This is a genomic window from Candidatus Nitrospira salsa, assembly GCF_965152625.1.
The window spans coordinates 340,551-364,884 of record NZ_CBCUCO010000004.1 but is presented as its reverse complement, the minus strand read 5'-3'; the positions used below and the strand labels follow the sequence as shown (position 1 = coordinate 364,884).

Annotated in this window: 21 protein-coding genes and 1 tRNA gene; 5 read left to right on the top strand and 17 right to left on the bottom strand. The window is 47.4% G+C overall.

The annotated features are described in order from the left end of the window. Window positions 1-157: 157 nt before the first annotated feature. Window positions 158-1,630: an AlkA N-terminal domain-containing protein gene (locus tag ACWQXP_RS15690; RefSeq protein ID WP_454063815.1), complete on the bottom strand. Its 1,473-nt coding sequence runs from the start codon at window positions 1,628-1,630 to the stop codon at window positions 158-160. Between the two features lie 765 nt (window positions 1,631-2,395). Here ACWQXP_RS15690 and ACWQXP_RS15685 point away from each other — a divergent pair. Next, on the top strand, window positions 2,396-2,902 hold the full coding sequence (locus tag ACWQXP_RS15685) for a methylated-DNA--[protein]-cysteine S-methyltransferase (protein WP_454063814.1): 507 nt from the start codon (window positions 2,396-2,398) through the stop codon (window positions 2,900-2,902). Between the two features lie 189 nt (window positions 2,903-3,091). Here the strand turns inward: ACWQXP_RS15685 and ACWQXP_RS15680 are convergent, their stop codons facing one another. The 5 genes from ACWQXP_RS15680 to ACWQXP_RS15660 all read right to left on the bottom strand — a co-directional run bounded on the left by ACWQXP_RS15680 (window position 3,092) and on the right by ACWQXP_RS15660 (window position 4,835). Continuing rightward, window positions 3,092-3,493, bottom strand: coding sequence for a type II toxin-antitoxin system VapC family toxin (locus tag ACWQXP_RS15680; protein WP_454063813.1), 402 nt, complete (start codon window positions 3,491-3,493; stop codon window positions 3,092-3,094). Continuing rightward, a complete protein-coding gene (locus ACWQXP_RS15675; protein ID WP_454063812.1) occupies window positions 3,490-3,723 on the bottom strand; it encodes a hypothetical protein in 234 nt (77 codons plus the stop codon). Before ACWQXP_RS15675 ends, ACWQXP_RS15680 begins: the two co-directional genes overlap by 4 nt. Before the next feature lie 393 nt (window positions 3,724-4,116). Then, window positions 4,117-4,326 carry a toxin-antitoxin system HicB family antitoxin gene (locus ACWQXP_RS15670; protein WP_454063811.1) on the bottom strand — a complete coding sequence of 70 codons (210 nt, stop codon included), beginning with the start codon at window positions 4,324-4,326 and terminating at the stop codon, window positions 4,117-4,119. Window positions 4,327-4,356: 30 nt separating this feature from the next. Continuing rightward, window positions 4,357-4,509, bottom strand: a complete 153-nt coding sequence (locus ACWQXP_RS15665) for a hypothetical protein (RefSeq protein WP_454063810.1) — start codon at window positions 4,507-4,509, stop codon at window positions 4,357-4,359. Window positions 4,510-4,758: 249 nt separating this feature from the next. After that, window positions 4,759-4,835: transfer RNA gene (locus ACWQXP_RS15660), tRNA-Met, on the bottom strand. Between the two features lie 95 nt (window positions 4,836-4,930). Between ACWQXP_RS15660 and ACWQXP_RS15655 the strand changes: the two genes are divergently transcribed. Continuing rightward, window positions 4,931-5,554 (top strand): hypothetical protein, encoded by a 624-nt coding sequence (locus ACWQXP_RS15655; protein ID WP_454063809.1) that lies wholly within the window; start codon window positions 4,931-4,933, stop codon window positions 5,552-5,554. A 28-nt stretch (window positions 5,555-5,582) separates the two neighbouring features. On the opposite strand, the gene ACWQXP_RS15650 is transcribed toward ACWQXP_RS15655, so the two are convergent. The 10 genes from ACWQXP_RS15650 to ACWQXP_RS15605 form a co-directional block, all read right to left on the bottom strand. Further along, window positions 5,583-6,779 carry a DUF4340 domain-containing protein gene (locus ACWQXP_RS15650; RefSeq protein WP_454063808.1) on the bottom strand — a complete coding sequence of 399 codons (1,197 nt, stop codon included), beginning with the start codon at window positions 6,777-6,779 and terminating at the stop codon, window positions 5,583-5,585. Between the two features lie 47 nt (window positions 6,780-6,826). Further along, entirely contained in the window at window positions 6,827-8,755 is a 1,929-nt protein-coding gene (locus ACWQXP_RS15645; RefSeq protein ID WP_454063807.1) for a Gldg family protein, read from the bottom strand. Window positions 8,756-8,860: 105 nt separating this feature from the next. Then, window positions 8,861-9,595: an ABC transporter permease subunit gene (locus ACWQXP_RS15640; protein WP_454063806.1), complete on the bottom strand. Its 735-nt coding sequence runs from the start codon at window positions 9,593-9,595 to the stop codon at window positions 8,861-8,863. Between the two features lie 57 nt (window positions 9,596-9,652). Beyond that, the gene (locus ACWQXP_RS15635; protein WP_454063805.1) at window positions 9,653-10,609 is read right to left on the bottom strand and encodes an ABC transporter ATP-binding protein; all 957 of its coding nucleotides are present in this window, start codon (window positions 10,607-10,609) and stop codon (window positions 9,653-9,655) included. A gap of 109 nt (window positions 10,610-10,718) precedes the next feature. Next, window positions 10,719-12,551: a BatD family protein gene (locus ACWQXP_RS15630; protein ID WP_454063804.1), complete on the bottom strand. Its 1,833-nt coding sequence runs from the start codon at window positions 12,549-12,551 to the stop codon at window positions 10,719-10,721. Beyond that, on the bottom strand, window positions 12,545-14,482 hold the full coding sequence (locus ACWQXP_RS15625) for a VWA domain-containing protein (protein WP_454063803.1): 1,938 nt from the start codon (window positions 14,480-14,482) through the stop codon (window positions 12,545-12,547). Before ACWQXP_RS15625 ends, ACWQXP_RS15630 begins: the two co-directional genes overlap by 7 nt. A gap of 129 nt (window positions 14,483-14,611) precedes the next feature. Beyond that, window positions 14,612-15,673, bottom strand: coding sequence for a vWA domain-containing protein (locus tag ACWQXP_RS15620; RefSeq protein ID WP_454063802.1), 1,062 nt, complete (start codon window positions 15,671-15,673; stop codon window positions 14,612-14,614). After that, a complete protein-coding gene (locus tag ACWQXP_RS15615; RefSeq protein WP_454063801.1) occupies window positions 15,670-16,158 on the bottom strand; it encodes a DUF4381 domain-containing protein in 489 nt (162 codons plus the stop codon). Before ACWQXP_RS15615 ends, ACWQXP_RS15620 begins: the two co-directional genes overlap by 4 nt. Before the next feature lie 86 nt (window positions 16,159-16,244). Next, window positions 16,245-17,261, bottom strand: a complete 1,017-nt coding sequence (locus ACWQXP_RS15610) for a DUF58 domain-containing protein (RefSeq protein WP_454063800.1) — start codon at window positions 17,259-17,261, stop codon at window positions 16,245-16,247. Continuing rightward, a complete protein-coding gene (locus tag ACWQXP_RS15605) occupies window positions 17,245-18,219 on the bottom strand; it encodes an AAA family ATPase (protein WP_454063799.1) in 975 nt (324 codons plus the stop codon). Before ACWQXP_RS15605 ends, ACWQXP_RS15610 begins: the two co-directional genes overlap by 17 nt. An 806-nt stretch (window positions 18,220-19,025) precedes the next feature. Here ACWQXP_RS15605 and ACWQXP_RS15600 point away from each other — a divergent pair. After that, window positions 19,026-19,451, top strand: coding sequence for an Hsp20/alpha crystallin family protein (locus ACWQXP_RS15600; RefSeq protein ID WP_454063798.1), 426 nt, complete (start codon window positions 19,026-19,028; stop codon window positions 19,449-19,451). A 52-nt stretch (window positions 19,452-19,503) separates the two neighbouring features. Here ACWQXP_RS15600 and ACWQXP_RS15595 read toward each other — a convergent pair whose 3' ends face one another. Then, the gene (locus ACWQXP_RS15595) at window positions 19,504-20,301 is read right to left on the bottom strand and encodes a dienelactone hydrolase family protein (protein WP_454063797.1); all 798 of its coding nucleotides are present in this window, start codon (window positions 20,299-20,301) and stop codon (window positions 19,504-19,506) included. A gap of 330 nt (window positions 20,302-20,631) precedes the next feature. Here ACWQXP_RS15595 and ACWQXP_RS15590 point away from each other — a divergent pair, with 330 nt between their 5' ends. After that, on the top strand, window positions 20,632-23,121 hold the full coding sequence (locus tag ACWQXP_RS15590; RefSeq protein WP_454063796.1) for a PAS domain S-box protein: 2,490 nt from the start codon (window positions 20,632-20,634) through the stop codon (window positions 23,119-23,121). Window positions 23,122-23,133: 12 nt separating this feature from the next. Next, a complete protein-coding gene (locus ACWQXP_RS15585; RefSeq protein ID WP_454063795.1) occupies window positions 23,134-24,333 on the top strand; it encodes a response regulator in 1,200 nt (399 codons plus the stop codon). Window position 24,334: the final 1 nt, after the last annotated feature.

The following is a 24,334-nucleotide window of genomic DNA, read 5'->3' as shown; positions in this document are numbered from 1 at the left end:
AATATGAAGGAACGCTCGTATTAAGGAAAGCCATTTTTTGAAATGGCACATATTTCAATGGAATAATGAGTAGGGAAGGGAATGTTCAGACTAATAATTCAACCGTAACTTTGTCAAACAACGAAGAGCATTTTTTTAAATCGGCCCCATGTTTTTACTACCTATGTACCATATTCAAGCGCGGATGATTCCAAAGGTGAAGCACGGCGTAACTGCGCCAAGGCCGCCATGCCTGGGAAATTTCTTCTGCCTGCTTGGGAGTGACACCACCAAGACTATTCCGGATCGCGACATCTTCCTTTGGAAAGGCATCGGGCCAACGCATGGCTCGCATGACGATATACTGTGCGGTCCACGGACCGATGCCAGGCAGCGCGACAAGCTGTTTCATCACAATCTGCGGATGAACTCCAACATCTAGTTGTACCCCTCCCTCCACATACGCCCGTGCAAGGGCAATAATACTCTTGGCACGGACACTGATGATTCCCAGCTTGGCAATCTCGCCTACGCTGACATCAGCAATACATTTCGGGTCAGGCGTCAGGCGGTTCAAGGCATCAAAGGGGGTGAGCACCGGCTGACCAAAGGCATCGACAAAACGACACGCTAAAGTTGTTGCAGCTTTTACCGTCACTTGCTGTCCTAAAATGGCACGCACGGCCAACTCAAACCCATCAAAAGCACCGGGCACACGCAAGCCGGGATTGCCGGCCACAAGGTTCTCCAATAACACGTCCTGCATCAACTGGGTGTTAATAACATCGGGACGGGCATTAAGATCAAAGATGTGACGTATGCGACCAAGAAGTGCCGGAAGTACGGGAGTTAAGCTATGGGTAAACTCTAACAGCAATGTATGTTTCTGAGACGCATGACCCACCTTCACCCAACCGCGATGCCCTCTTAACTGAATAGTCCGTGCATAACAATCCTTAGATACCCACTCCACGTTCCTGAGTGCGCGCATACTCAGAAACATTAATATTCCATGCCAATCGAAAGGCGGGCGGTAGGAAAGTTGGAGTCTCGAGGTTTCTAACGCTACCAGCTCATGACGATCCGTCACGGGTTTATTCCGCAGTTGCGTGGGCGGCATTCCATAGCGGGACCTGAAAGCATGATTAAAACGCCGAAGACTGGAGAATCCACTAGCAAAAGCAATATTCGTCACCGGCATGGTTGTTTCTGTGAGCAATTGTTTGGCTAAGAGCAGGCGTCGGGTTTGGACAAGTTCAATAGGCGAGACACCGAACTCCCTTTGAACTATGCGACGAATTTGACGGGAACTGAGATCAAATTGTTTGGCAATCGCTTCCACATTTAGGTGTTCATCGGCCAAACTTTCTTCAATACGACGAACCACCAAATGTGCGATTCGACAAGCATCATCTATTGGAGCACTGCCTGGGGCAAGTTCAGGTCGGCAGCGTAAACAGGGACGAAACGATTCTTTCTCGGCAGCTTCTGCACTATCAAAAAAACGACAATTCGAGGCCTTAGGCGTTTTCGCTGGACAAATTGGACGACAATAGATGCCGGTGGATGTGACTCCCACAAAAAACAAGCCGTCAAAGCGTGAATCACGTGCCGTGTAGGCCGTGTAATACGTTGAATGATCTTCTCTCATGATTTGATTATATCGCCAGTACTATTCCACGTATCGCCATATTCGGACATGGTACTGTTGAAAAAAGCTGCCAGCGGCGTTCTCTCCCTCTCGCCGTCTGAACGCCACGTGGTTCTCTGTGAAGGAGCCTGCGTTCTGTCAGTGAGGTGATTCGGCAACGTTTGAAGAGACTGTACGAGAGTGCCGCGCTCACGTACCTCTTGCCTTTTGCTCATCATTAGCCATTTTGATCTTTCTCTTTTGATGAAAGAAGTTAAGTCATTTGAATGCTTGCTTCCACTGTATCAGGATGAAATATGTCTGTGGAGGCTGCGAGAGTAGGCTCCGCGCGTCACTTTCGTTATTGCAGGAAGGAGTACCTCTGCAACAAAAAATGAGTGCCATGTGGTACTACCCCCAAAGATAATCGTGCCGAGGGCTGCGGCCATGCTGGCTTGGCTCGCATTTCCTGTCGTGGCCTTATATGGCCCTGTCCTTCGCAGATTGAAGTGTTTGTGGGAGCACAATGGGCAAAAGATGATCCAAGACTTTTTTGACCATTCCCTCCTGTTCAGGATGCTAGTCTCAATACGAAGAAATGGGGACTATTGGAGCGAAATATTCAACAGCGCCGGACATGGGAATTTATATCGTTATCTGTCCGAAAATGGCGAGTATATGTGTCACTACGTCATGTAGACTGGATGCTGCCGCAAAGAAGCGGAGTGGAGATCATGCTGATAGTAAACTTATCGGCAACGAAAACAAGAAAAAGGACAGTTCACCATGCAAGAATTAATCACGTATACAATCAAACATTCAATGTTGGGATCTATCCTGATTGCTCAAAGCAAAAAAGGAATTTGCGCTGTTCATATGGATGATCGTCCTTCATCGTTGCTGAAAAATTTTCACGAGCGTTTTCCTGAATCTTGCCACAATGATTCAGATAAGATGCTCAACAAGAGGGCTGACAAAATTGTCAAATATATTGATAGGTCAAAAGCGGATCTAGATGTCCCTCTCGATATACGGGGAACTGACTTCCAGAAAAAAGTTTGGAATGCGTTGCATACCATTTCATCGGGAAAAACCGTCAGCTATACAGACCTCGCGAACAGATTGAATCAACCAAACGCCGTTCGGGCTGTGGCTAGAGCTTGCGCCGCGAATGAACTAGCTGTGATTATTCCTTGCCACCGAATTGTCAAAAAGAATGGAAAACTTTCTGGCTATCGTTGGGGCAGGGAACGGAAGCAGCAATTACTACAACTCGAAGAGGCCAGATTGTAAGCCTCCTCAACAAGGGGACAGGCGAAAAGAAGAGCATTCTGATAGCTACGTTCCCCCTAAATATACAGACCTATTTCATGGAAATTTTAAAAATGTTCGATAAAAGCCTCACTACTAGGCAAACGAGAGGCTCGAGCATTTTCCTAAAATTTGTGGGAGAAAAAGCTTGCCCAGAATGTTTTGGAATACTTATGAAAGGCGGATGTTGTGAATATTGACGCCAAGTCCTGGGGCTCTTGAGAGCGGCCCATCGGCAGTGAGTAGAGGAATTTCATGAATATGGGCAATCGCGACATACATCGCATCATACGCACTGATTTGATGTCTGAATCGCCAAGCTAGGGGTAGAAGGGAAATGTGCGAGACGCGTTGGATTGGCCAGGCAAGCAGATCTTCCAACGCAGCCTGGGCTCGATCTTCCTTGATTCTTTTTGTGAGGACGGATCGACGTAGAACGGAAAGCACCTCGACATCCAGCAACTCAGGAGCCGTTAACTCGGCACCTTCAAAAGTACCTGCAATCGTTAACCCCAAGTCCGTCCGTAGAAGATATTCTGCGGCAACCGAAGCATCGACCACATAAGTCGTCATTTTATCTCTTGGTTGCGTTGCAGTCTTTCTTCTTCAAGGAGAGAGGCTGCTGGTACATCCAAGACAACAGGCGAACGTTTGTTGAGTTGATCCTGAAAGGTGCTGCGGGCGACTTCTCGCTTGACCGCTTCAAGCACCACTTCGCTGAGTGTAGACTTGCGTCGTTTTGCACAACGTCGCAATTGCTGATGAAGCGATTCAGGGATGTTTTTGACCTGAAGATTTGCCATGATTAATTATGGCATGCTCTAAGCATGCTGTCAATTTCAGCTCTTAGAGAAGCTCACAGAAAAGGATTATGAAGCATGGTCTTGGTCGGATAGCAGGATTTTCCAAACTTTCACGAGCTTATTAGAACTAAGACAATTCGATGTCACCTGCTTACCCCCATTCGCAATCAACTATAAAATTTGGCAGGCAAAAACTATCCTACATTCGACTGAATAATGGCATTTTGAAGCGGAACTTTTTGGTGAGAATACGGAATTTCTAAAACTAGCTGACGGAAAAGTAAAATGGGGTTGGATACGAGAATAGAATTTGAATCTTCGGCCATTAAATATTTCCAGTTTGCCTTGTCACTAACTTGATGGCAGATAAAACAAAAACATTTGTGCTCTCTGTTACTTTGACCTTGTATGAATTTTGGTTGATTTTTGTCTATTTTTCTTTACCAATGTCCGTCGTGGTTCCTGTTTCAACCTTCGAACACAATAGGTGTTCAGACTTTCTCCTTCCTTCATGGCTTCGATCGTCAAGGCTTTGTGGAGTTCTTTTCCCACACGCACCACAAACTTTCCAGAATAGACTTTCCCTGCAGTTGACTCAGGCAACGAAACGTCATCATCCTCGTGGATTTGAATCTAATCCTCAACTGCTTCACACAGCGCTTTATACACCTGACGCTCGTTTGATCCATGGACGCCGCCAAGCATCAACCCAGGACAGGTTCCAATATAGCACTGGTCTTCTTCAGACCATTCGACCAGCTTGAGATAGCGATCACTTAGTTTCACTTTTTACCTCACGAAGAGCTTCACTGACGGCCAGCTCTTGATACTGTTTAGCATCATCACCCGGCAGACCGCTTAAGGAGATCATCAACGCAAGTCATTAATATTACAAGAAAAAATGACTTCTACTGTTTTAGAGACTTAGAGTTGGTTTTAACTTAAGAAAGGAAAACGCAGTTTCCTAAACCAGTAATCAAAAAAAAAGACTCTTTCCTTAATTAAAAGAAAAGAGCCATATATTCATGCTCGCATTGGTTGCGGGGGAGGGATTTGAACCCTCGACCTTTGGGTTATGAGCCCAACGAGCTACCAGACTGCTCCACCCCGCGGAGTGATAGTAGACGAGCCTCCTGTTACAAGTCAATGTGCTGCTCTGGATTCTCTGCTTTAGGCATTTCCTGAGTCTGTGTTATGTTCAGTGACTATGGTTTTAGCAGGTGTCTTCGGCACGATTCTGTGCATCGCCATTATTTCTGGCGATTGGTATCAATTTACCAGTCTTCGGGATTCCGCAAGTCGCTACGGGTGCCGCCTCGCACGACGACGAGATCTTCTCACACTGTCAGGGTCCACCACCCTCCACAAACATTTCACGAAGCAGGGCCTTCTTGAACTGCCTCATGGACTCGCTCGATATTTGCGGGACCAGAATCTCATCATTATTCGACCCTACTACCACCTGTTTTCCATGAGATTCCGGACCGCCTGGCCTTTGAAAGGTACCATTGAAGTTCAAGCAGATGGGAAAGACCTTCTCCTTGAACTGGTCAAACGTACGCCCTGGTCCTCAGCCGTGATCACCACGCTGTGGATGGCGATCGTCGTGATTGGCACCATAACCTTTGTCGCGATGTTTGCCATCGATGGCGGGTTCGGGACGGGGAGTGGGTTGATGTTGGGACTCGGGATCGTGGCGTTGGGAATCTTGGTGTTGCTCTTTGGGCTCATCCTCTTGTCATTAGCCTACCGACTTGAGGATCAACGGCTCATGCAAGTCTATCAAGAATTGCAGGAAACGTTGGGACAATCGAAACAACCGTCTCACTAAGTGAGACGGTTGCTGTTTTTTATTGTCCTTACTCCTTCGCAATCAAGTCTTGCTTCTTCTTGGAAAAGTTATCGACGCGAAATTTTGGCATCTCAAAGACCCACTCGTTCAACTTACCGTTAAGAGCCGCCACTTCTTTTTGAACAGCCTCTTCGGATTTCAGGACCGATTCTTTGGCTTTTGATGGTTTTTGCTCTTTCTCCCCATCAGCGTTCGAGTCACTTTTGGCATCTTTTTTTAATTCGGTCGCGTCTTCACTGCCGGAACTTTCTTTCCCAGCGTCCTTGCCCTCAGATGATTCCGTTACCGGCTCTTTATAGATAAGGGCTGAATCAAAGGCCGCAACAATCTTGCCGTAGCTGGCTTCATCCTTTTTCATTGTCTCAATCGTTAATCGCAGCCCATCAAACGTCTCAAGAACGGCCTTGACGCCAGGCTGTGTCTCAACCGAAACTTCGTCTGCTTGTTTCACATCATCCATCTGCAATTGCGCCAATGATGTCACAACATTATTCACATTAAATTGCGAACTGACCTTCGCTCCCTTGGGGAGATCTTGTATCTTAAAATCAAGCGCATCAGGTGTATCTTTATAGACCGTGAGCATCTCTCCATCTGCATGCGTTACACGCACTCGCTGAACGCGTTTAGTGGCAATCTTCAACAGCTCTTTGTCCAGCCACTGTCCCGGGACTCTTTCGATAGGAAGATTTCCAACAACCAGCCACGTTTGCGGATCTTCCGGCTTTCGTACATACATTTCCGTCAAACTTGGAGCCCCTTTAGCTGGACGTTGATCTCCCAAAAGCAACGTGGCTACCGCAGTGGCATCTTTGGTCTTTAGAGTGATCAAGGCAGAGGAAGATCCTTCAGCACCTTTATCCTGGAGCCCGAGTTTTTCATAGAGATCAGGATTCTTGGTTTTAGGTTCACGGACACGGAGTTCGGCCATTCCGATTAGGACGGGTTTGATCTTCTCAAAGGACGCGGTATATCCTCCGCTTTCCTTCACGCTCCAGGTGTCGGTTTCCCGGACAAGTGTCACTGTTTCATTGTTCGTTTCGATGGTCATTTCATGAATATCATTAATGCGGTTCATTAAATCAGGATAAAACAATTCGCCGCTTTGCTCAGGCTGATCTTGCCGTTCCTGACCAAAGAACACGGCTCCAATAATGACCACAAGGGTGATGCCTGCCAGCATCAACAACGTTTTCGGTTTCATACGACACCCTTCATCAAATCAGATGTTTCTTGGTCGGCTTCGTTCATTCATTTTCCAGATTTTCGCCGACGCATTCGATTGCCACTGATCCACACACCTGCGATACCAATAAGCAGTGGGACAAACCCAATATTGAGAAACTTTACCCACCCTTCTAATCCATCAATATTTTTCACCAATTCATGCTGCACACCGCGAAGCTCTTTTCGCACTTGCACCAATTCCTGACGAAATTTGGCAATTTCCTCCTGTTGTTCAGGACTGAGGATTAAGGCATTACCTTCTTGTTTCTGACTTTGCATGTCCTGAATTTTCTGTTCCGTGGTCTTCATTCGATTTTGAAGGGCTTGCTCTTTTTGTCGAAACTTTTGTTCAGCTTCCTGTTGAATCGCTTTCACCAGCGTAAACGGTCGAGAGAACCCCGAGCGGCTTCTGACGCTAATCAAATCATTGCTTCCACTCAGATTATCGATAGCATTGGTCACAAAACTGCCATTGCCCGCGTTCGGAATCCCAATCCGTTGTCCAAAAAAGTTTTGGACTTGCACCCAAAACCGATCCTGAAGGAGATCCGTGTCGGCAATGACAATCACGTTGATGGGTTCTTTGGATTCTGCGACATGTTCTTTTGAGGTGGTCGATTCAGATTGAACCCCGTCCTTCTCTGACTCGGAATCCTCCTTTTGAGACTTCGGCTTCCCATCAGGGAATGCGGTTTTCACATTCCCTCGCAGACGTGCTCCAATTATCAATTTCTCTCCGCCAGGTGTATAGCTGTTTAAGAGACCAGCAACATCGGGCATCATCGCCAGTCGTGAAGCCTCAATTTGCATGGCCGCCTCATCAGATTGCATGAGCGGGATCAACTCCGTTTCACGTCCCTCTTTCTTTTTCAGAATCCCGGCTGAGGCCAGGTTGAGATTCGGTATTTGCGCGGTCACAATATCATCGGTGCTCATATGTCTTTGCTCTAAGCCAATCCATACGGGATAATCGACCACCTGCATCCGTGACTGCTGCTGGATTTGCACTTTCTTTGCCAAAGGAAGATCACCAACAACCTTACCCTTCACGAGTTCTACACCCCAGGCCTCGAATAGCTTGTCTAAGTCTGAGTTCTTTGGTCCCGTGCCTCCAAAAGGATTGTTGGGAGTCGCAACACCTCGATCCGCTTCAGAATGCGGATCCACAAATACTAAGGCGCGGCCGCCATTCAAGACATATTGATCAATCGCATAGAGCGTGTCATCACGCAAATTCTTAGGATGAACTATCATCAGCACACTCACATCCTCCGGAATGTCCACGGCATTATTTTCAATAGTTTTCACTTCAACAAGCTGCCGAATGTGATCTAAGACCAACCACGGATCTCCTCCTCCTTGCTGCGGCATCATGGGATTCGGAGGTGCCCCCTCCATCGGAAGGCCACTCATCAGACCGACAACTTGTTTCTTGGGATTGTCTAACGTATACACCAATTTGGCGAGGTCGTACTCCAAAAACTCTTCACGCTCCGGTTGAAAAAACGGAATGACTTCTTGCACATCCGTCGAACTGCTTCCGACCATTCCAAAGTAAAACTGTTTCGTCCCGCCTTCCAATGGAATGCCTTGAAGTCCTTCGGCCACCGCACGATCTTCTTCTTCCGAAAATGGTTCAGGGTCAATCACCTGTAAGTGAATGCCCCCGTCTGCAACTTGCTCAAACTCTTCGAGCATTTCCTCAACTCGATTGGCATAGCTTTTTATACCAGGAAGTCCCGTGGCCAGTTTCTTTGACAGATATAAACGTAGCGTAATGGGCTCATCTAACCCCCGCATGATGTTCTTGGTCCCTTCAGAAAGGGTATAGAGCTGATGTTCGGTCAGATCAAACCGTGCTGAACTTAACGCCGCATTACTCATCATATTGGCCGCGCCAAACAATACCGCCGCAATCACTAGGCCCGTCCCGGTCAGCAGTGTTTTATTCATATGGTTCTACCTTTGTTTTTTGTTATTAGGGCTTTTGAACACGTCAAGAGTCATTACATCTTCTTTGGACGTTTCACGCTTCACGAAGGACGCTTCACAATTCCCTCATTCAGCTTTTTTCATATCGATAATCGTCGCAGTCGCAAACAGCCAAAACGCAATTAACGAGATAAAAAAGAAAATGTCTCGGAAATCGAGGACGCCTTTACTGATTGAATGAAAATGTGTCAAAAAACTAAATGAGCTGACGGTGTTCAATACGAAATGCGGCGTCCATCCGCTAAACAGATTCAGAATCATCGGGAATCCGCTGAGTACAAACGCTAATCCCACGACTACGCTGAGGATAAACGCGATCACTTGATTCTTCGTTAATGCAGACATGCACGATCCAATCGCTAAAAATCCTCCAGCCATGAGAAGACTCCCTAAATAGCTGGCGGCAATTACGCCATTGTCCGGATTGCCCAACATGTTCACGGTAATCCACATGGGAAACGTGAGGGCTAGAGCAATACCGGTAAAGACCCAAGCCGCGAGAAATTTCCCCATCACCACTTCCCACATGGTTACTGGCAGAGTGAGCAACATTTCAATAGTGCCTTCTTTGCGTTCCTCTGCCCAAAGCCGCATGGCCAGGGCAGGAATCAACACCAAATATAACCAGGGGTGAAAGTCAAAGAAGGGAATCAAGTCCGCTTGTCCACGAACGAAAAAGTTTCCTAAATAAAACGTAAATGCTCCACTCAACAGAAGAAAAATCACAATGAACACCGCGGCAATCGGTGTTGCAAAATATCCGGCTAACTCTCGTTTGAGGATCACCTGTATTCTTCCCACAATATTGCCCTTTCCAATTTTTACGAGATACGATTCACGAGCGACAAGTAACGATTTCTATGTAAGTGCCTGCTTGGGAGCGGTCAAAGATCGAAACACTTCATCCAATTGCCCACGCTCAACATGCAGCTCCGCCACTTCCCATTGTTGTTCACGCGCGCATTGTCCGACTTCGGCAATAATCCATCGACCTCGTTCGGGGAAAATGCGAAATTGCGAAAATCCACCGTCTTGCCCTATTTCCTCTACTTTGTTTACTCCAGCAATTTTCGCAAGTTCTGCTTGCATGGCATAGACGTCCCCACTGCGAACCGTGAGCACAATGGTATTATGCGTTGGAGATTGACCTTCCAAATCGGCTGGCGTCCCATCGGTGACCACCTTTCCCTTCGCGATAATCATGGCACGAGTGCAGACCGCTTGAACTTCCTCAAGAATATGTGTGGAGAGAATAATAGCTTTTTCCGGAGCCATGGCTCGTATCAATGTGCGCACTTCGTGTTTTTGATTGGGGTCTAACCCATCAGTCGGCTCATCCAGAATCAAGACCTCAGGATCATGAAGAATAGCTTGCGCTAATCCGAGCCGACGTTTAAATCCCTTTGATAATGTTTCGATGGGTTGTTCAAGCACACTTTGAAGATTAACCTTTTCAACCGTGTCAGATATCCGATGACGGAGGTCCTCGCCTCCAAATCCCCTCATTTCTCCGATAAAGGCTAGAAAAGCCGCTGGAGTCATATCCTGATATGCCGGCGCGCCTTCCGGCAAATAGCCAATTCGCTTCTTGGCTTCTAACGGCTGTTCTAAAATATCATACCCACAGATCTTGGCCGTCCCACCTGTCGGCGTTAGAAACCCCGTAATCATTTTCATGGTCGTCGATTTGCCTGCCCCATTCGGACCCAGAAATCCCAACACTTCACCTTGTCCTACGGTAAATGACACGCCATCAACGGCCACTATTGCTCCAAACTCTTTACGCAAACCCGTAATATCAACCATCGTCCCCATAATAGATAACCCTCTTGGCTAGGCTATAGCGTTATTTTGCCGACATCCTTCACGACAGTCACATCTCGTCTTCTTATACCGTTGCTTACTGATACTGTCATGCGAAACTTCATGTCGAAGAATGCAAATAGAGCGGGGCTAAGTCTTGTGTTCGCTGAGAAGCGCCCGTGCCATTCTTTTTTTCTAGAGATTGTATTGCCGGTGCGATCGTGTTCCAAAACTTTTTCCCATCCCACTCTTCGCGTTGAGCTGCATACAGATTCCGATCCAAATCCCAAATGGCTTGTTGTGCATCACGAGGATTCTGTTGTTGTGTTGACAGCTTCCGAGCAATGCTTCCAAGATTGTGTTGACCCTGGTTCTCCCACTTCACTGAAGCCCACTTGAGCAATGCCTCTCGAGTGCGATCAGGAGAGTTTTCCAAACAGGCTTTCTTCACAGCTTCCCTCGCTTCACGAAGAGATCTATGCTCTTGTTCACCAACACGGGGGGTTGACGTCTTCCAATTGGCGCGAGACTTTCTTCTGTCATACCACCAACCAACAACAGTGAGAAGCCACAGCGCAAACATAAAACTTGTCATCGCTGGCCATTGGCCTATCATGGGAGAAGAGAATGAGTTCTCGGGTTCTTTCTGCAAGGAGGAATTGGACCCTGTTGAAAGAGAAGGTGATACCGCCTGACTCAATCCACTGTTGACGTTGTGATCGATCGCCGCAGGTTTATTGGGAAAGGAGGATGTACCTTGAACCATGACATCGCGTGCAGACAGTACCGCTTCTTCGGTCCTGTTCTCTTCGAGATTCCACCATTGAATGCGAATTTCCGGAATGGTCAAGTGCCCAGGATTGGTCGGGACCAACGCCAACTTTTGCTCTCGACGTCCGACTGCCCACGAGCCATCAAACTCTGTGGTAATCGTAGGCTGATCAGGATAAACTTTAACATGATCATTGCCTGAAAGGGGCAACTCTGGTAATTGCTCTCCCGTGAGTCCTTTGGCATGCATCGTCACTGTTCTTGTTACCGGCTCTCCTACCTGAACCTCCAAAGGATCAATGGACCATGTTTCCGTTAACGTAAATTCTCGAGCCGGTAACCACGTGTCACTGTTCATGCCAGAAGGAATCTCTTGAATCTTAAGCGTCATCTCCTGGCTCCGAGCTCGAACAAGTTTGGCGGATTGGAATCTTCTTCCTAACGAACCAAGACCATTTCCAAACATATCGTCGAACATCGACTGGGACCTCCGACCATCAGGGATCTTTCCTGAGAACAATACAGACGGAATCTTCAATGAGCCGCTGGCTTGCGGAACCACAAGATAACGGCGCTCGACAACCTGATAGCGACGACCATTTCGAACCGTATCAAAAGAACGATCCTCACCAACCCGTTCGACAACCGCTTGGCTAATTTGAGGATCTTCAATCTTCCCCTCGAGAATCGAAACCGCATGGTACAAACGTAAGGTATAGACAATCTGACTTTGCACATAAGGTTCTTGAGGCTCGACCGTGGCTTCTAGAAAAATATCTTTTTCCGCCGCGCCGGATGTTCCTTGAGATGGCTGCTGAACCATCAAAACAAGAGCCTCGCTCTGCTGATTGCCCACAGTAATCGGTGGGATGGTGATACGTCCGTCACGTTTTGGCGCTAACGTCGTCACCCACTGTCTTAATTCTGAAGTTTGCCCGTTGATAATACTGGTTTGACTGCTTTGCGACGTTCCCAAGATATCAAAATCTTTTTTCAACAGAGAGTGATCTGGATCATCACCTGACGACGACCCTTGCTGCTCGACAATAAGCCGCACGGTTTCATCAACGGAAATAGGGTTTCGGTCAACATAAGCTCGAACCGTCTGCCCCCAAATACTGGGCACATGGCCGAACATGATCACAAGAAAAACCATCAAGAAACCTGTACGAAGCGTCACCATGTTTTCCCACCTGAGACATGGTTTTGTCCAGCTTCCTGACGACGGCGATGTTCGAGAAGAAACTTACGACGTAACAGGCCACCCGGATCATCAGGAATACGACGTAGCCACTGTTCCATCGCTTGCTGGGATTCCAATTCCGTTTTCTCCTCTCGAGAGAGTCCAGCTGTCGTCAGAGACTTCGGCTCTGCCTTGTCATCGCTCAGATCTTTTGCAGGCTCATCTGCAAAATTTCCGGCGCGTTGAGCCTGTTCAGCATCTTCACCCGTTTTATTCTCCAAATTTCCTTGTTGAGCGCGATCAGAGCCTGAGTCTTGATGTTCTTTCGAAGAATCAGATGAGGGTTGGGATTCTTGCTGTTCTCCATCCTGAGAAGACTTCTCTTCATCCTCTTGTGACGATGAATTCGATTGATTTTTGGCATGTGTCTCTTCTGACGACGACTCCCCATTTTGTTGGCCTTCACTCTCTTGAGACTGGTCTTCTTTTGATTGTTCAGACTTCGATGACTGTTGATCTTGAGAAGAGTCTTCCTGCGAATTAGACTCTTGTTGGCTCTCTTGTTGCTTTAATAATTTCTCAATCAATTCATAGTTATGTTGAGCATCTTCATGAGTCGGGGCTTTTTGCAACGCAGTTTGATAAGCTTGCAAAGCTTCTTGGAGTTTTCCTGTTCTGGCTAAAGCATTGCCACGGTTAAAATGTCCATCAGGCGAATCGTCCTGACTGAAACTTTCTACGGCCTCTTGAAAATTTCCCGCCCGGTAATTTGCTACACCCTTCCATGACGGATCTTCAAATAATGTTGCAGCTTTTTGAGGATCATCCTGTTTCAGTGCCCGAGCCGCTTGTTGATCGGGTCGAGACCACCAATCTTCTCCAAAGAACGCCTGACCTGGAGACGGCGTCAAAAGAAGCATAGCCAACACGATGCCTAACCATCCTGATCGAAACGCAGGGATCGTGAGCGCCATAATTCCTAAAACAAGCCATGGACCTTCCTCACGCCATAATTCGGTCGTTCGTGATGCTGTGTGATCGGGTTGTTGATCATCGATCGTCCAATCTGATGGGAGAACGGTTTCAAGGTCCTGGTCATCAATGCGTAAGGTGGCATACCGTCCCTGTCCCATCTTGGCGACTTCCATCAGTTCTTGGGTGTTCATTTTTGGTATGACAATAGCCCCCGTCTCATCTTTCAAAAACCCGTCGCTCTGCGGAATAGGAGCACCTTCAGACGTACCGACGCCTAACACAGAAATTCGATGCTGTTGGCTTTGTATTTTTTTTATCACCGCTTGAACGTCACTCACCTCAACCCCATCGGTCATGAGCAAAATATCGCCATTCGATATCCCACTGTTTTCCAACAAATCATAGGCTTGGAGTAAGGCAAGATCCGGTCGACTGCCTACTGCCGGCATCAAACTCGTTTCGAGCGAAGAGACCATGGCGGCAATCGTATTGGCATCTTCCGTTAGTGGAGAGACCACATAGGGTTCTCCAGAAAAAACCACCAAGGCCGTTTGCCCTTCTTGTCGACGTTTCAAAATATCCAGCACCTTATGTTTCGCACGCGTCAGCCGTGAAGGCTGAATGTCCTCCGCGTCCATCGAACGGGAAAGGTCCATCACCAAGACGAGTGCGGATTGCGCACGAAACACGGGCTGAGGCAATTTCGACCACACAGGACCCGCGAGGGCCAATAAACACAACGACCACACCATTGCCAGAAGAATATATGGGCCACGAGACTGCACCCGATTGCTTCCGACCAAAAGATGCGGGAGTAAATGTGCATCACACACAGCTTCCCAGCCTTGTGCCCCTACACGCTGTCGAACGAGCAGAAATATGAGCACTCCTAACGGTAGAAATCCCAGAAACCACCACGGCCGTAGGAAGTGAAACTGTTCAATAACCTGCATCATTTCTCAGAGAAAATGTTTAATGTTATTCGAAAAATTAGGGATTGGCTTTCGAGTCTGCATTGTGACGTTGATCTCGTTTTATGGTTCACGTCTCACAAGGAATACGATGTGGTCTCAGAGTTAACCAAACTAAGAACTATTCACTGGAGATTCAGACAAATGAGCAGTTGAAGCAGTCCTGACACCCGATCTCCTAAACACAGGCATCCGAATAAAATTCAGCGCTATGAAGCTAGAAAGCAAAAGCCCGAGACCCAGCGGCCAAGGAAATAGCTCATCGGTTGGCCTAAAAAGTTCAGCCTCTTGGGCTGCCGGTTCCAAACGATCCAATTCCCGATAGACATCATCAAGTTGAACTGAATCTTTCGCCCGTAAATAGACGCCCCCGGTTAATTCGGCAATTTCCTTTAATGTGTCTTCATCCAAATCCTTCGAAGGGTTCACCATTCGATTGCCGAAAAATGAAGACACTTCCATTTGATCGGCCCCCACGCCAATGGTGTAAATACGAACACCTTGTTCTGCGGCTAACTTTGCAGCCTGAATGGGGCTAATATCACCTGCCGTATTTGCCCCATCTGTCAGTAATATCAGAACACGGTTTTCATGCGATTGGCCTTTGAGTCTCTTGATGACCAATCCAATGGCATCGCCAATGGCTGTTTCTTTTCCCGCAAGACCAATGGCTGATTCCAGCAGCATGGCTTGGACAGTATCACGATCAAAGGTCAGAGGTGTTTGCACGTAGGCTTGAGCCCCAAACAACACCAACCCTAAACGGTCTCCACGTCGCCGTTGGATAAATTCACCAGCGACTTTCTTGACGACCATTAATCGATTGACCTGTTCTCCTTCTAAGGAAAAGTCCGGAATTTCCATACTTCCAGATATATCCACGGCCATCATTAAATCGCGACCGCTCACGGGTAAAGCGACCGGGTCGCCAATCCATTGCGGACGAGCAGCCGCAAGAAGTAGAACTGTCCATATAACCACTCCCATCCAAAAACGTCTTGAAGAAGTCGATTCCGGCTTTCGGGCTTGCCCGCCAGTTTTCAGGCTCATGAGCTCTTGAAAAAACGGCACGCGCAATGAATGATCTGCGAGCTGCTCAACAGGCTTCGTAAAACGTCGAACGAACCAGGGAAGCGGGAATAACAGCAACACCCATGGCCAAGCGAGCGAGATCATGCGAACGTTTTCCTAGAAGGCACTGGTGTTTGCTTTACCCACTGTTTAACAAGATTGATCATTTCTTCAGTCTCTACTGATTCTTGAGCACCATAAGGAACAAGCGTCAAAGCTAGCTGAGCTTGCTTGGATGCAAATAGTGGTGTCTTGGCGTGTTCATTTAAAAACTTGAGCCAGGCTGCTCCAGTAAGTCCTGCCACGTTCTGACGACTGAAACAGACCAACGCATATCGCCGAAGCAATTCCGAGAGACCTGCCATTAGTTTGACAGTATCTTGCGTTTCATGAAATTGAACTTGTAAGTCAGTCAATTCTGCTAAGGCAGTTCGACGAGGAGCCGTCGACTGTCGATACCGCTTGACCCACACCCCTAACGCAACACAAATCAGTACGAGAAGCAGAACAACCCACCATCCGAGAGCCGGTGGCCAGAATGAAACGGGGTCAGGAATATGCAGATCACGTAATTGTTCAAGAGGGTCCATACGACAAACTCGTTAGCCATGCAACATGAAAATTGAAAAATATTTGTTTAGATGTTGAACGGTCTCATTGTTGAACTTTTCATTTTTCAATGTGCATTTCCTACTGGAACATGCTTTCGACGGGCACCGATTATGCGCAGGCCTTGCAGAACGGTTTCAGCAATGGGTTCGTGAGTTCCAATTGAAAAGAAACCCATGCCGTGCTGTCGACACAAATGTTCTACAAACTGTCTTCGCTCAGAGAATTGACGACGATACTCTTGAACTAGCGGCAATGATCGAGAATCGAATACTCCAAAGTCAGATCCATTGGTCACACGATAAACTCCTGCAACAGGTAGTTCTCGTTCTAGCTGATCGAAGATCAAGACATTCACGACATCATGATGGATACTCAGTTGAGTCAGATAGGGAAGAACTTGCGGACCCATGTTTCGAAAATCACTCAGCAGAAAAATCAGACTTCCGGGACGTGCCGTACGGGTCACTCGTGCCAAGGCCGACACAAAGGATGCACGGCTGTGCTCTTCTATGAAAAATTGGGATTGTCGGGCCTGTTGGTGGTGTCGGGCTAAGACATCAAGAACTCGAAGAACTCCGGATTTTCCACCACGCGGACGTCGCTCTTCGTGACCATGATTCGAAAAAACCACCGTGCCAATGCGGTCGCCTCGGTGAAGAGATGCCCAGCACAAAAGACTGGCAGCTTTCGCTGCGACAACAGACTTAAAGGCGACTTTTGTCCCGAACAGCATAGAGTGGGAATAGTCGACGACAACAAAGACGGGGCGCTCGCGCTCTTCTCGAAATATTTTGAGATGAGGTTCGCCTGAACGTGCCGTAACACGCCAATCCATATACCGTACATCATCGCCAGATTGATAACGGCGAACTTCATCAAAGTCGACGCCTCTCCCCTTGAACGGTGACCGTTCACCCCCGGCTAACAGTGAATGGACCCCTTTTTTTGCGCCCATGCCTAACGCGGTAATCGCATGACGCGCATGAATCAATTCATTCAAACGAACGGTTGTCCCGGAATCGACATCCGTCTTCGAGGCAGGTTCCGGTTTAGAAATCGTTCGGTCAGGGAACGGCCACACGAGAGAGAATCTCCGCAATCACACGATCAGTACTAATATTTTCTGCTTCGGCTTCAAACGACAATAAAATACGATGACGCAGCACATCTGGCGCAATGGCCTGGATATCCTCTGGCGAAACATAATCACGCCCAGCCAGCCATGCATGGGCCCTGGCGCAACGCTCAATACCGATCGTCGCCCGAGGACTTGCGCCATATCGCACGTATCTCCCAAGTTCGTCGCTATATGGCGTGGGGTTACGAGTCGCCACCACCAACTGTACGATATATTCTTCCAGGCTTTCGGCTAAATAAAGTGTGAATAAATCCTGACGAGCGGACAAGATGATTTTCTGCGGAATTGGCGGATGATTTCCCTGGCCATCGGTCAACAACGCCTGAGCCTGATGACGTACAAGTTTGGCAATTTTTCTCTCGGCTTCTACATCCGGATATCCCACCTTCACATACATGAGGAATCTATCAAGCTGGGCCTCTGGGAGTGGATAGGTCCCTTCCTGCTCAATTGGATTCTGAGTCGCCATGACTAAGAAGAGTTCGGGGAGGGGATAACTCTTGTGTCCGATTGTCACCTGACGCTCGGCCATCGCTTCCAGTAATGCCGCCTGAACTTTAGCTGGCGCTCGGTTAATTTCATCGGCCAATAACAAGTTATGAAAAACTGGCCCCTGCTGGAATATGAACGAGCCATCCTGAGGACGGTAAATATCCGTACCCGTAATGTCTGCAGGTAAGAGATCAGGTGTGAATTGAACGCGATGAAAATCAGCTTCAAGACCTGAAGCCAAGGTTTTGATTGCCGTTGTCTTAGCAAGACCGGGAGCGCCTTCGACAAGAAGGTGCCCGTCCGCCAACAAGGCAATCAGCAAGCGAAGGATAAGCCCTTCTTGCCCGATGATTTGCTGATTCAGGTATGCCTGAAGCTGGTGAATTTGTTCGTGTTCAAATCTCGACATCGGTCTTGACGTGAACCTCAACGTGATGGCGTTGTGTCAAAATGGAGTATAAGCCCGAGACATCCTCGACAGTTCGAGGACCATCAAGCAGTCTACAACGTAATTAATTCCCTAGTATACCAGATAATTCTACTAGAGGAGGAGTCAAGAGGCTATAAAATTGTCAAAATTTCCATGCCTAATATATACCAACTTTTTGGTAATGATTTTCTTTTACATAAGACTCAACACAGCAGACAATATTAATTAATGATATAAATAAATGGCCACTATTGGTCCAACAGGAGGTCTCATCACATGGATACAGGCTACCCCGCACTCATTTCCGAACCGCACACAAAGCCGAATGTTTCCAAAGTTCAGAAGCCCCGCGCACCTGAGCACGCACATGAACCTCCGACAGACCCCAATCTGAATTCATCGGTGAAGAACTCAAGCGCTCCGACGCCCGCAAGCTAGCTTCAGCTTTCTGGCCCCCATAGGGGGCAGCAATTTCATCAATACGAAACACATTTCCGATACAGCTCAACTTCGTTCTTTGCCTTCCCTTTTCTCTCCTCATTTCCGTTTACTCTCATGAGCCATACTCGGGCAGATCTACCAATGGTGCACTTCTGATCTCTTGATTGCTACCGGTTAAAAATAGTTTGTTCTGCTAGCAAGAAATGGGAAAAGTTATTTTTCACATGAATTCTTTCGATCCTTCAACACTTGACTTTTTTCAATCCCGACTTATCTAAGAGGCAAGCCGGCAAGAGAAAAACAGAAAAGACCGTTCACAACAATACACAAAAAAGGAGGGTGCCATGACACTCACACGATATGCTCCATTCGATATGCAGATTGACCGATTACTAAACGACGCCGTCCGGGCTTTTGATCAAGACGTTGCCAGTTGGGCTCCAGCCGGTAACGCCTGGGAAGATACCGATACCTTTGGAATCGACTTAGCCTTACCGGGATGGAAGTCCGAAGACGTGAATGTTCAAGTTGACAAAGGTGTCCTGACGGTCGAAGGCAAACGTGAAGAAACCAAAAGCGATGATAAGGATGAGAAATCCAGTCGAAGGTATCACGTGCGGGAAGTCAACACGGCTTCGTTTAAACGATCGTTTCGGTTGCCGACGAACCTACAATGGGACAAGGCCGATGCTGCCTTTACGGATGGGATTTTAACCGTGAAGTTCCCCAAGCGGGAAGATGCAAAACCCCGCCAAATTGCTGTCCGATAACACTCACGACACTCGGAGCCGCATGATGCGGCTCCGGGTTTTCTCTGCATTCTTACTCATTCTTAAACAACTCATCAAAAAAGAGTTGCATGTGTTTCCAGGAACGCTCATCTGCTTTTTTGTTGTATTTGAGAGCATCCATTCCAACCTTGTCAGCATCGGGATTGGTAAAACTATGCCGAGCTCCAGCATAGATCACCATCTGCCAATCCACACCAGCTTTTTCTAACGCAGTACGAAACTTTTGAATGTGGTCTTCCTTGAGAAACGGATCTTCGTTTCCATGAGCAATAAGAACTTTGGCATTTGCGGTGATTGTTTGACCTTCACTTGGTAATGGCAACGCTCCATGAAAACTGACCACACCTTTAACTGGGGCACCAGCATAAGCTAACTGCGTCACGGTGGCACCACCGAAACAATATCCGATAGCGGCAATATTTTCGACATCCACCATCTCTTGCTTTTGAAGAACTTTGAGACCCTCAACAGCGCGAGCCTGCCAACGCTGTACATTCGCCGTCGTTTCCTTCATCCACTCTCCGGCCTGTTTCGGATGGTCAGTGACTTTACCTTTTCCATACATGTCCGCGGCAAACGCGACATACCCCATTTCGGCCAACTGCTTCGCTCGCGCTTTCGCATAGGCATTCAGCCCCCACCATTCATGCACAACGAGAATGCCTGGCCGTTTGCCCTTCACCGAATCATCCCAAACTAAATACCCTTGAAGTTGTGTCTCGCCGTGTGTGTAAGGAATCGTCTGCTCTTGGATTTTTGCTTGAACGTGAGCCGTACCAACCCACATGACGAAACATACAAAGAATACTAACCGCATGAGCATAGCCATCGTGCCTCCTGTAAGAAGAATATAGACAAGGTCTTTTTGGGTTTTAATAATTTCTCTTCAAGATCAAAAAAGGACTGCCCAATAGGGCAACTCTCACAAAAAAACGATGATGCATAGATTTTCCATATAATCATAACCTTATCGTCTGACCTTAGTTACCATGGGCCTATCGGGCAACTCCAATGCTTTGTCACGATGGCATTTCAGGCCCTTCCTTCTTCCAACATGACTCTTTATTTATGACCTTTCTGAACCGAAAAGACACTAGGATCCTATCATGGCCTTTCAATACAACACACGTATGCCCCTTCCTGAATAGCTAGTTAATTTATGGGAGCTAAGCGTTTATCAAACACGAGTCACTCGAATAGGTCAGACTTTTTCAAAGATCGCACAGTCCTTACCTTAATATTTTTTTTACTGTTAGGCATAACAGGCATTCTCTATCAATTTAATACGGTATCAAAGAACTTAGTTGAATCCATGGCCTTGGAGGAAACGAGACGATATACCGAAGCTCTGACTCAATTTCGTACATTGTATTCATCAGAAGTGGTCGCGCGTGCTTCTCATGTTGGTGTCGAAATCCTTCATGATTACACCAAGCATGAAGGAGCCATTCCGCTTCCAGCCACACTCAGTATTTTAATAGGCAAACGCCTTGCCGAATCGAAAGGTGGGGGAGGGGTTCGACTGTATAGCGAGTATCCATTCCCATCACGAACTGACGGAGGACCGACGGATAACTTTGAGCGAGAAGCACTTCGTCAACTCCGACTGAACCCTGAAGAGCCATTTTTTCAATTTTCCTCCATGAACGGCCAACGCGTTTTGCGATATGCCACTGCCGATCTCATGCGTGACACATGCATCGCCTGTCACAATGCACACCCCCAAAGCCCTAAAACGGATTGGAAGGTTGGAGATGTGCGAGGGGTATTAGAAGTCATCCACCCTCTTGAAAATGCGGTACTACAGTCGAAACAAAATCTTCAAGAAACCTTCCTGATTTTTCTCAGTATCATTGCATTAGGCATTGGAGGAGTTCTCTTCGTCATTATACGACTTCGTCGTGGTTCCAGACTATTAGAAGAACAGGTCAAAATACGAACAGCTGAATTGACGGATGCGAATACATCCCTGGCGTCAGAAGTTGAGGAACGAAAACAAGCGGAACAGGCACTTGAACGTCTGAGTCAACACCACAAAAATATTCTCCAATCAGCTGGAGAAGGGATTTATGGATTGGATGCCAATGGCACTACCACGTTTATCAATCAAGCTGCGGGGAAAATGTTGGGCTATCAACCGGACGAGTTGATTGGTCAGCCCATGCATGGAGTCGTTCACCATTCAAATGCAGACGGAACACCTGTTTCTCTGGAACAATGTCGAATATATACCGCTCTCAAAATGGGAACACTCCAACTTGTAGAAGATGAGGTTTTGTGGCGGAAGGATGGATCCAGCTTCCCAGTATCTTACACATGCACTCCGATACTTGAAAATGATACCGCCACAGGTGCCGTTATCACATTCAAGGATATTACAGAACGTATCAATGGCGAAAAAGCCCTTAAAAACTCTTCCTTATTCACCGAGAAACTGCTTTCGTCTATTTCCTCCATTCTGATTGGTATTGATCGAAACGACTGTATCATGAAATGGAATACGGCTGCGAAAAACGCGTTTGCTCTCCCTGCAGAAAAGGTCTTAGGAAAACCATTTTTGGAGTCGGGCATTCCCATCGATATGCAACCCATCTGCCTGGCCATTTTGAACTGCCTGACCGTTGAAAAAACAATTTGGCTAAACGAAGTGACCTATACCAAACCAGATGGACAGGAAGGGATACTAGAAGTCTTCGTGACTCCAATTATGGGAGAAGACTTGCAAATATCGGGTCACCTGATTCTGGCAACGGACCTGACAGAAAAGAAACAACTCCAAACTCAGCTTAGCTTAGTTCAAAAAATGGAATCCATAGGCCATCTGGCTTCAGGCATTGCCCATGAGATCAATACACCGATTCAATTTGTCAGCGACAATCTTCAGTTTCTTGATGACAGCTTCTCAAGTATTGACGGGGTATTGACCGCTTACGGTTCTTTACGTCAGGCCTTAGAAGCCGGAGCCTTGGACCCTGAGCTGTTGGCGACTCTCCGCACCACGATCCAAGAAGCCGACCTGGAATACCTCACAGAAGAAGTGCCAAAAGCCATTCAACAATCGCTCGATGGAACCAATCGCGTCGCAAAAATTGTTCGAGCTATGAAAGAATTCTCCCATCCGGGAAACACGCAGAAGAAACCGACGGACCTGCGTCATGCCATAGAAAATACCATTACTGTCGCGAGCAACGAATGGAAATATGTGGCCGAAATCGACCAACACCTAGAAGAAGACTTACCGTTGATACCCTGTCTTCCCGGCGAACTGAATCAGGTATTTTTGAATATTATCGTCAATGCGACTCATGCGATTACCGATATCAGCAAGCAAAATAAAGACAACAAAAAAGGGACGATTCGAATTTCCGCCACGAAGGACGACACATTCGTGGAGATTCGCATTGCCGATACCGGACCTGGAATTCCTGAATCCGTACAACACAAAATCTTTGACCCATTCTTCACAACAAAAGACGTTGGCAAGGGCACAGGCCAGGGTTTAGCCATTGCCCACGACGTAGTGGTCAACAAACATCAGGGTACGCTCACAGTGGAATCAGTACAGGGCAAAGGCACCACCTTTATTATTCGTCTCCCAATCGCCCCGACGAGCTTAGAAACGTCAGACAATTCTCTTGCGCAAATCTAAAAATTCAGAACGATGAAACGACGAATATTATTCGTAGATGACGACTCCAATATCTTGCAAGGTCTTCGACGCATGCTCCGATCGATGCGAGAAGAATGGAATATAGACTTTGCCAATAATGGTCAAGATGCACTCGAACGTCTTGCTCAAGAACCGTACGATGTCATCATCTCAGATGTGAAAATGCCGGGCATGGATGGCGTGCAACTTCTCACAGAAGTTCGAACCCAATATCCACACATCACGCGCCTCCTGTTGACCGGACAAGCAGAAGAGGAAACCATACTGAAGGCGGTCGGCCCCGCCCACCAGTTTCTTTCCAAACCATGCGATGCTGAAGTGCTCAAAACGACGATCTCGCGTACCTGCGCCTTGAGTGCCCTACTTGAAGCTCCGACGTTGAAACAACTGGCATCTCAAATGATCAGTATTCCAACCTTACCCTCACTCTATACCGAGTTAGTCCAGGTCCTCGAAGATCCAGAATCAACTCTTGAGCATATCTCTACCATCGTGGCGAAAGACATGGGCATGACCGCCAAGATACTCAAATTGGTAAACTCAGCATTTTTTGGATTGCCACGGCAGGTGTCAAGTCCCAGTCAAGCTATTTCCTTTCTCGGAATCGAAACGCTCAAGACTCTTGTTCTTACCGTTCAGGTATTCGAAGAACTGAAGCCCAAACATACAACGAATTTTTCGATTGAATCGTTATGGGAACACAGTATTCAAACGGGAGATTTTGCTTGGAAGATTGCACAAGCTGAAAACTTAGAGGAACACTTGGTTTCCGATACTCTTGCGGCAGGCATGCTTCACGATGTTGGCATTCTTCTTCTTGCCACACAACTTCCCGATCATTTCGCAGAAGCGATTGAGCTGTCGAACGCGCAACAGGTATCACTGCACGAAGCCGAAAGGCAGATTCTGTCGGCATCCCACGCAGAATTAGGGGGTTATCTTCTTGGACTTTGGGGCTTACGACATCCGGTGGTCGAAGCGGTGGCATTCCACCATCAGCCCAAGGTTATCGAGACCCAACAGTTTACACCATTGACAGCCGTCCATATCGCAAATGCGTTGCACACCGAGAAAGAGAAATCCGGCGAACAACGTGAGGGGCAAGGTATTCAGGACGAGTATATTGACAGCATCGGCCTTACCGCTCACCTACAATCATGGCGAGATATCTGCCAGGTATCGATGTCGTAAA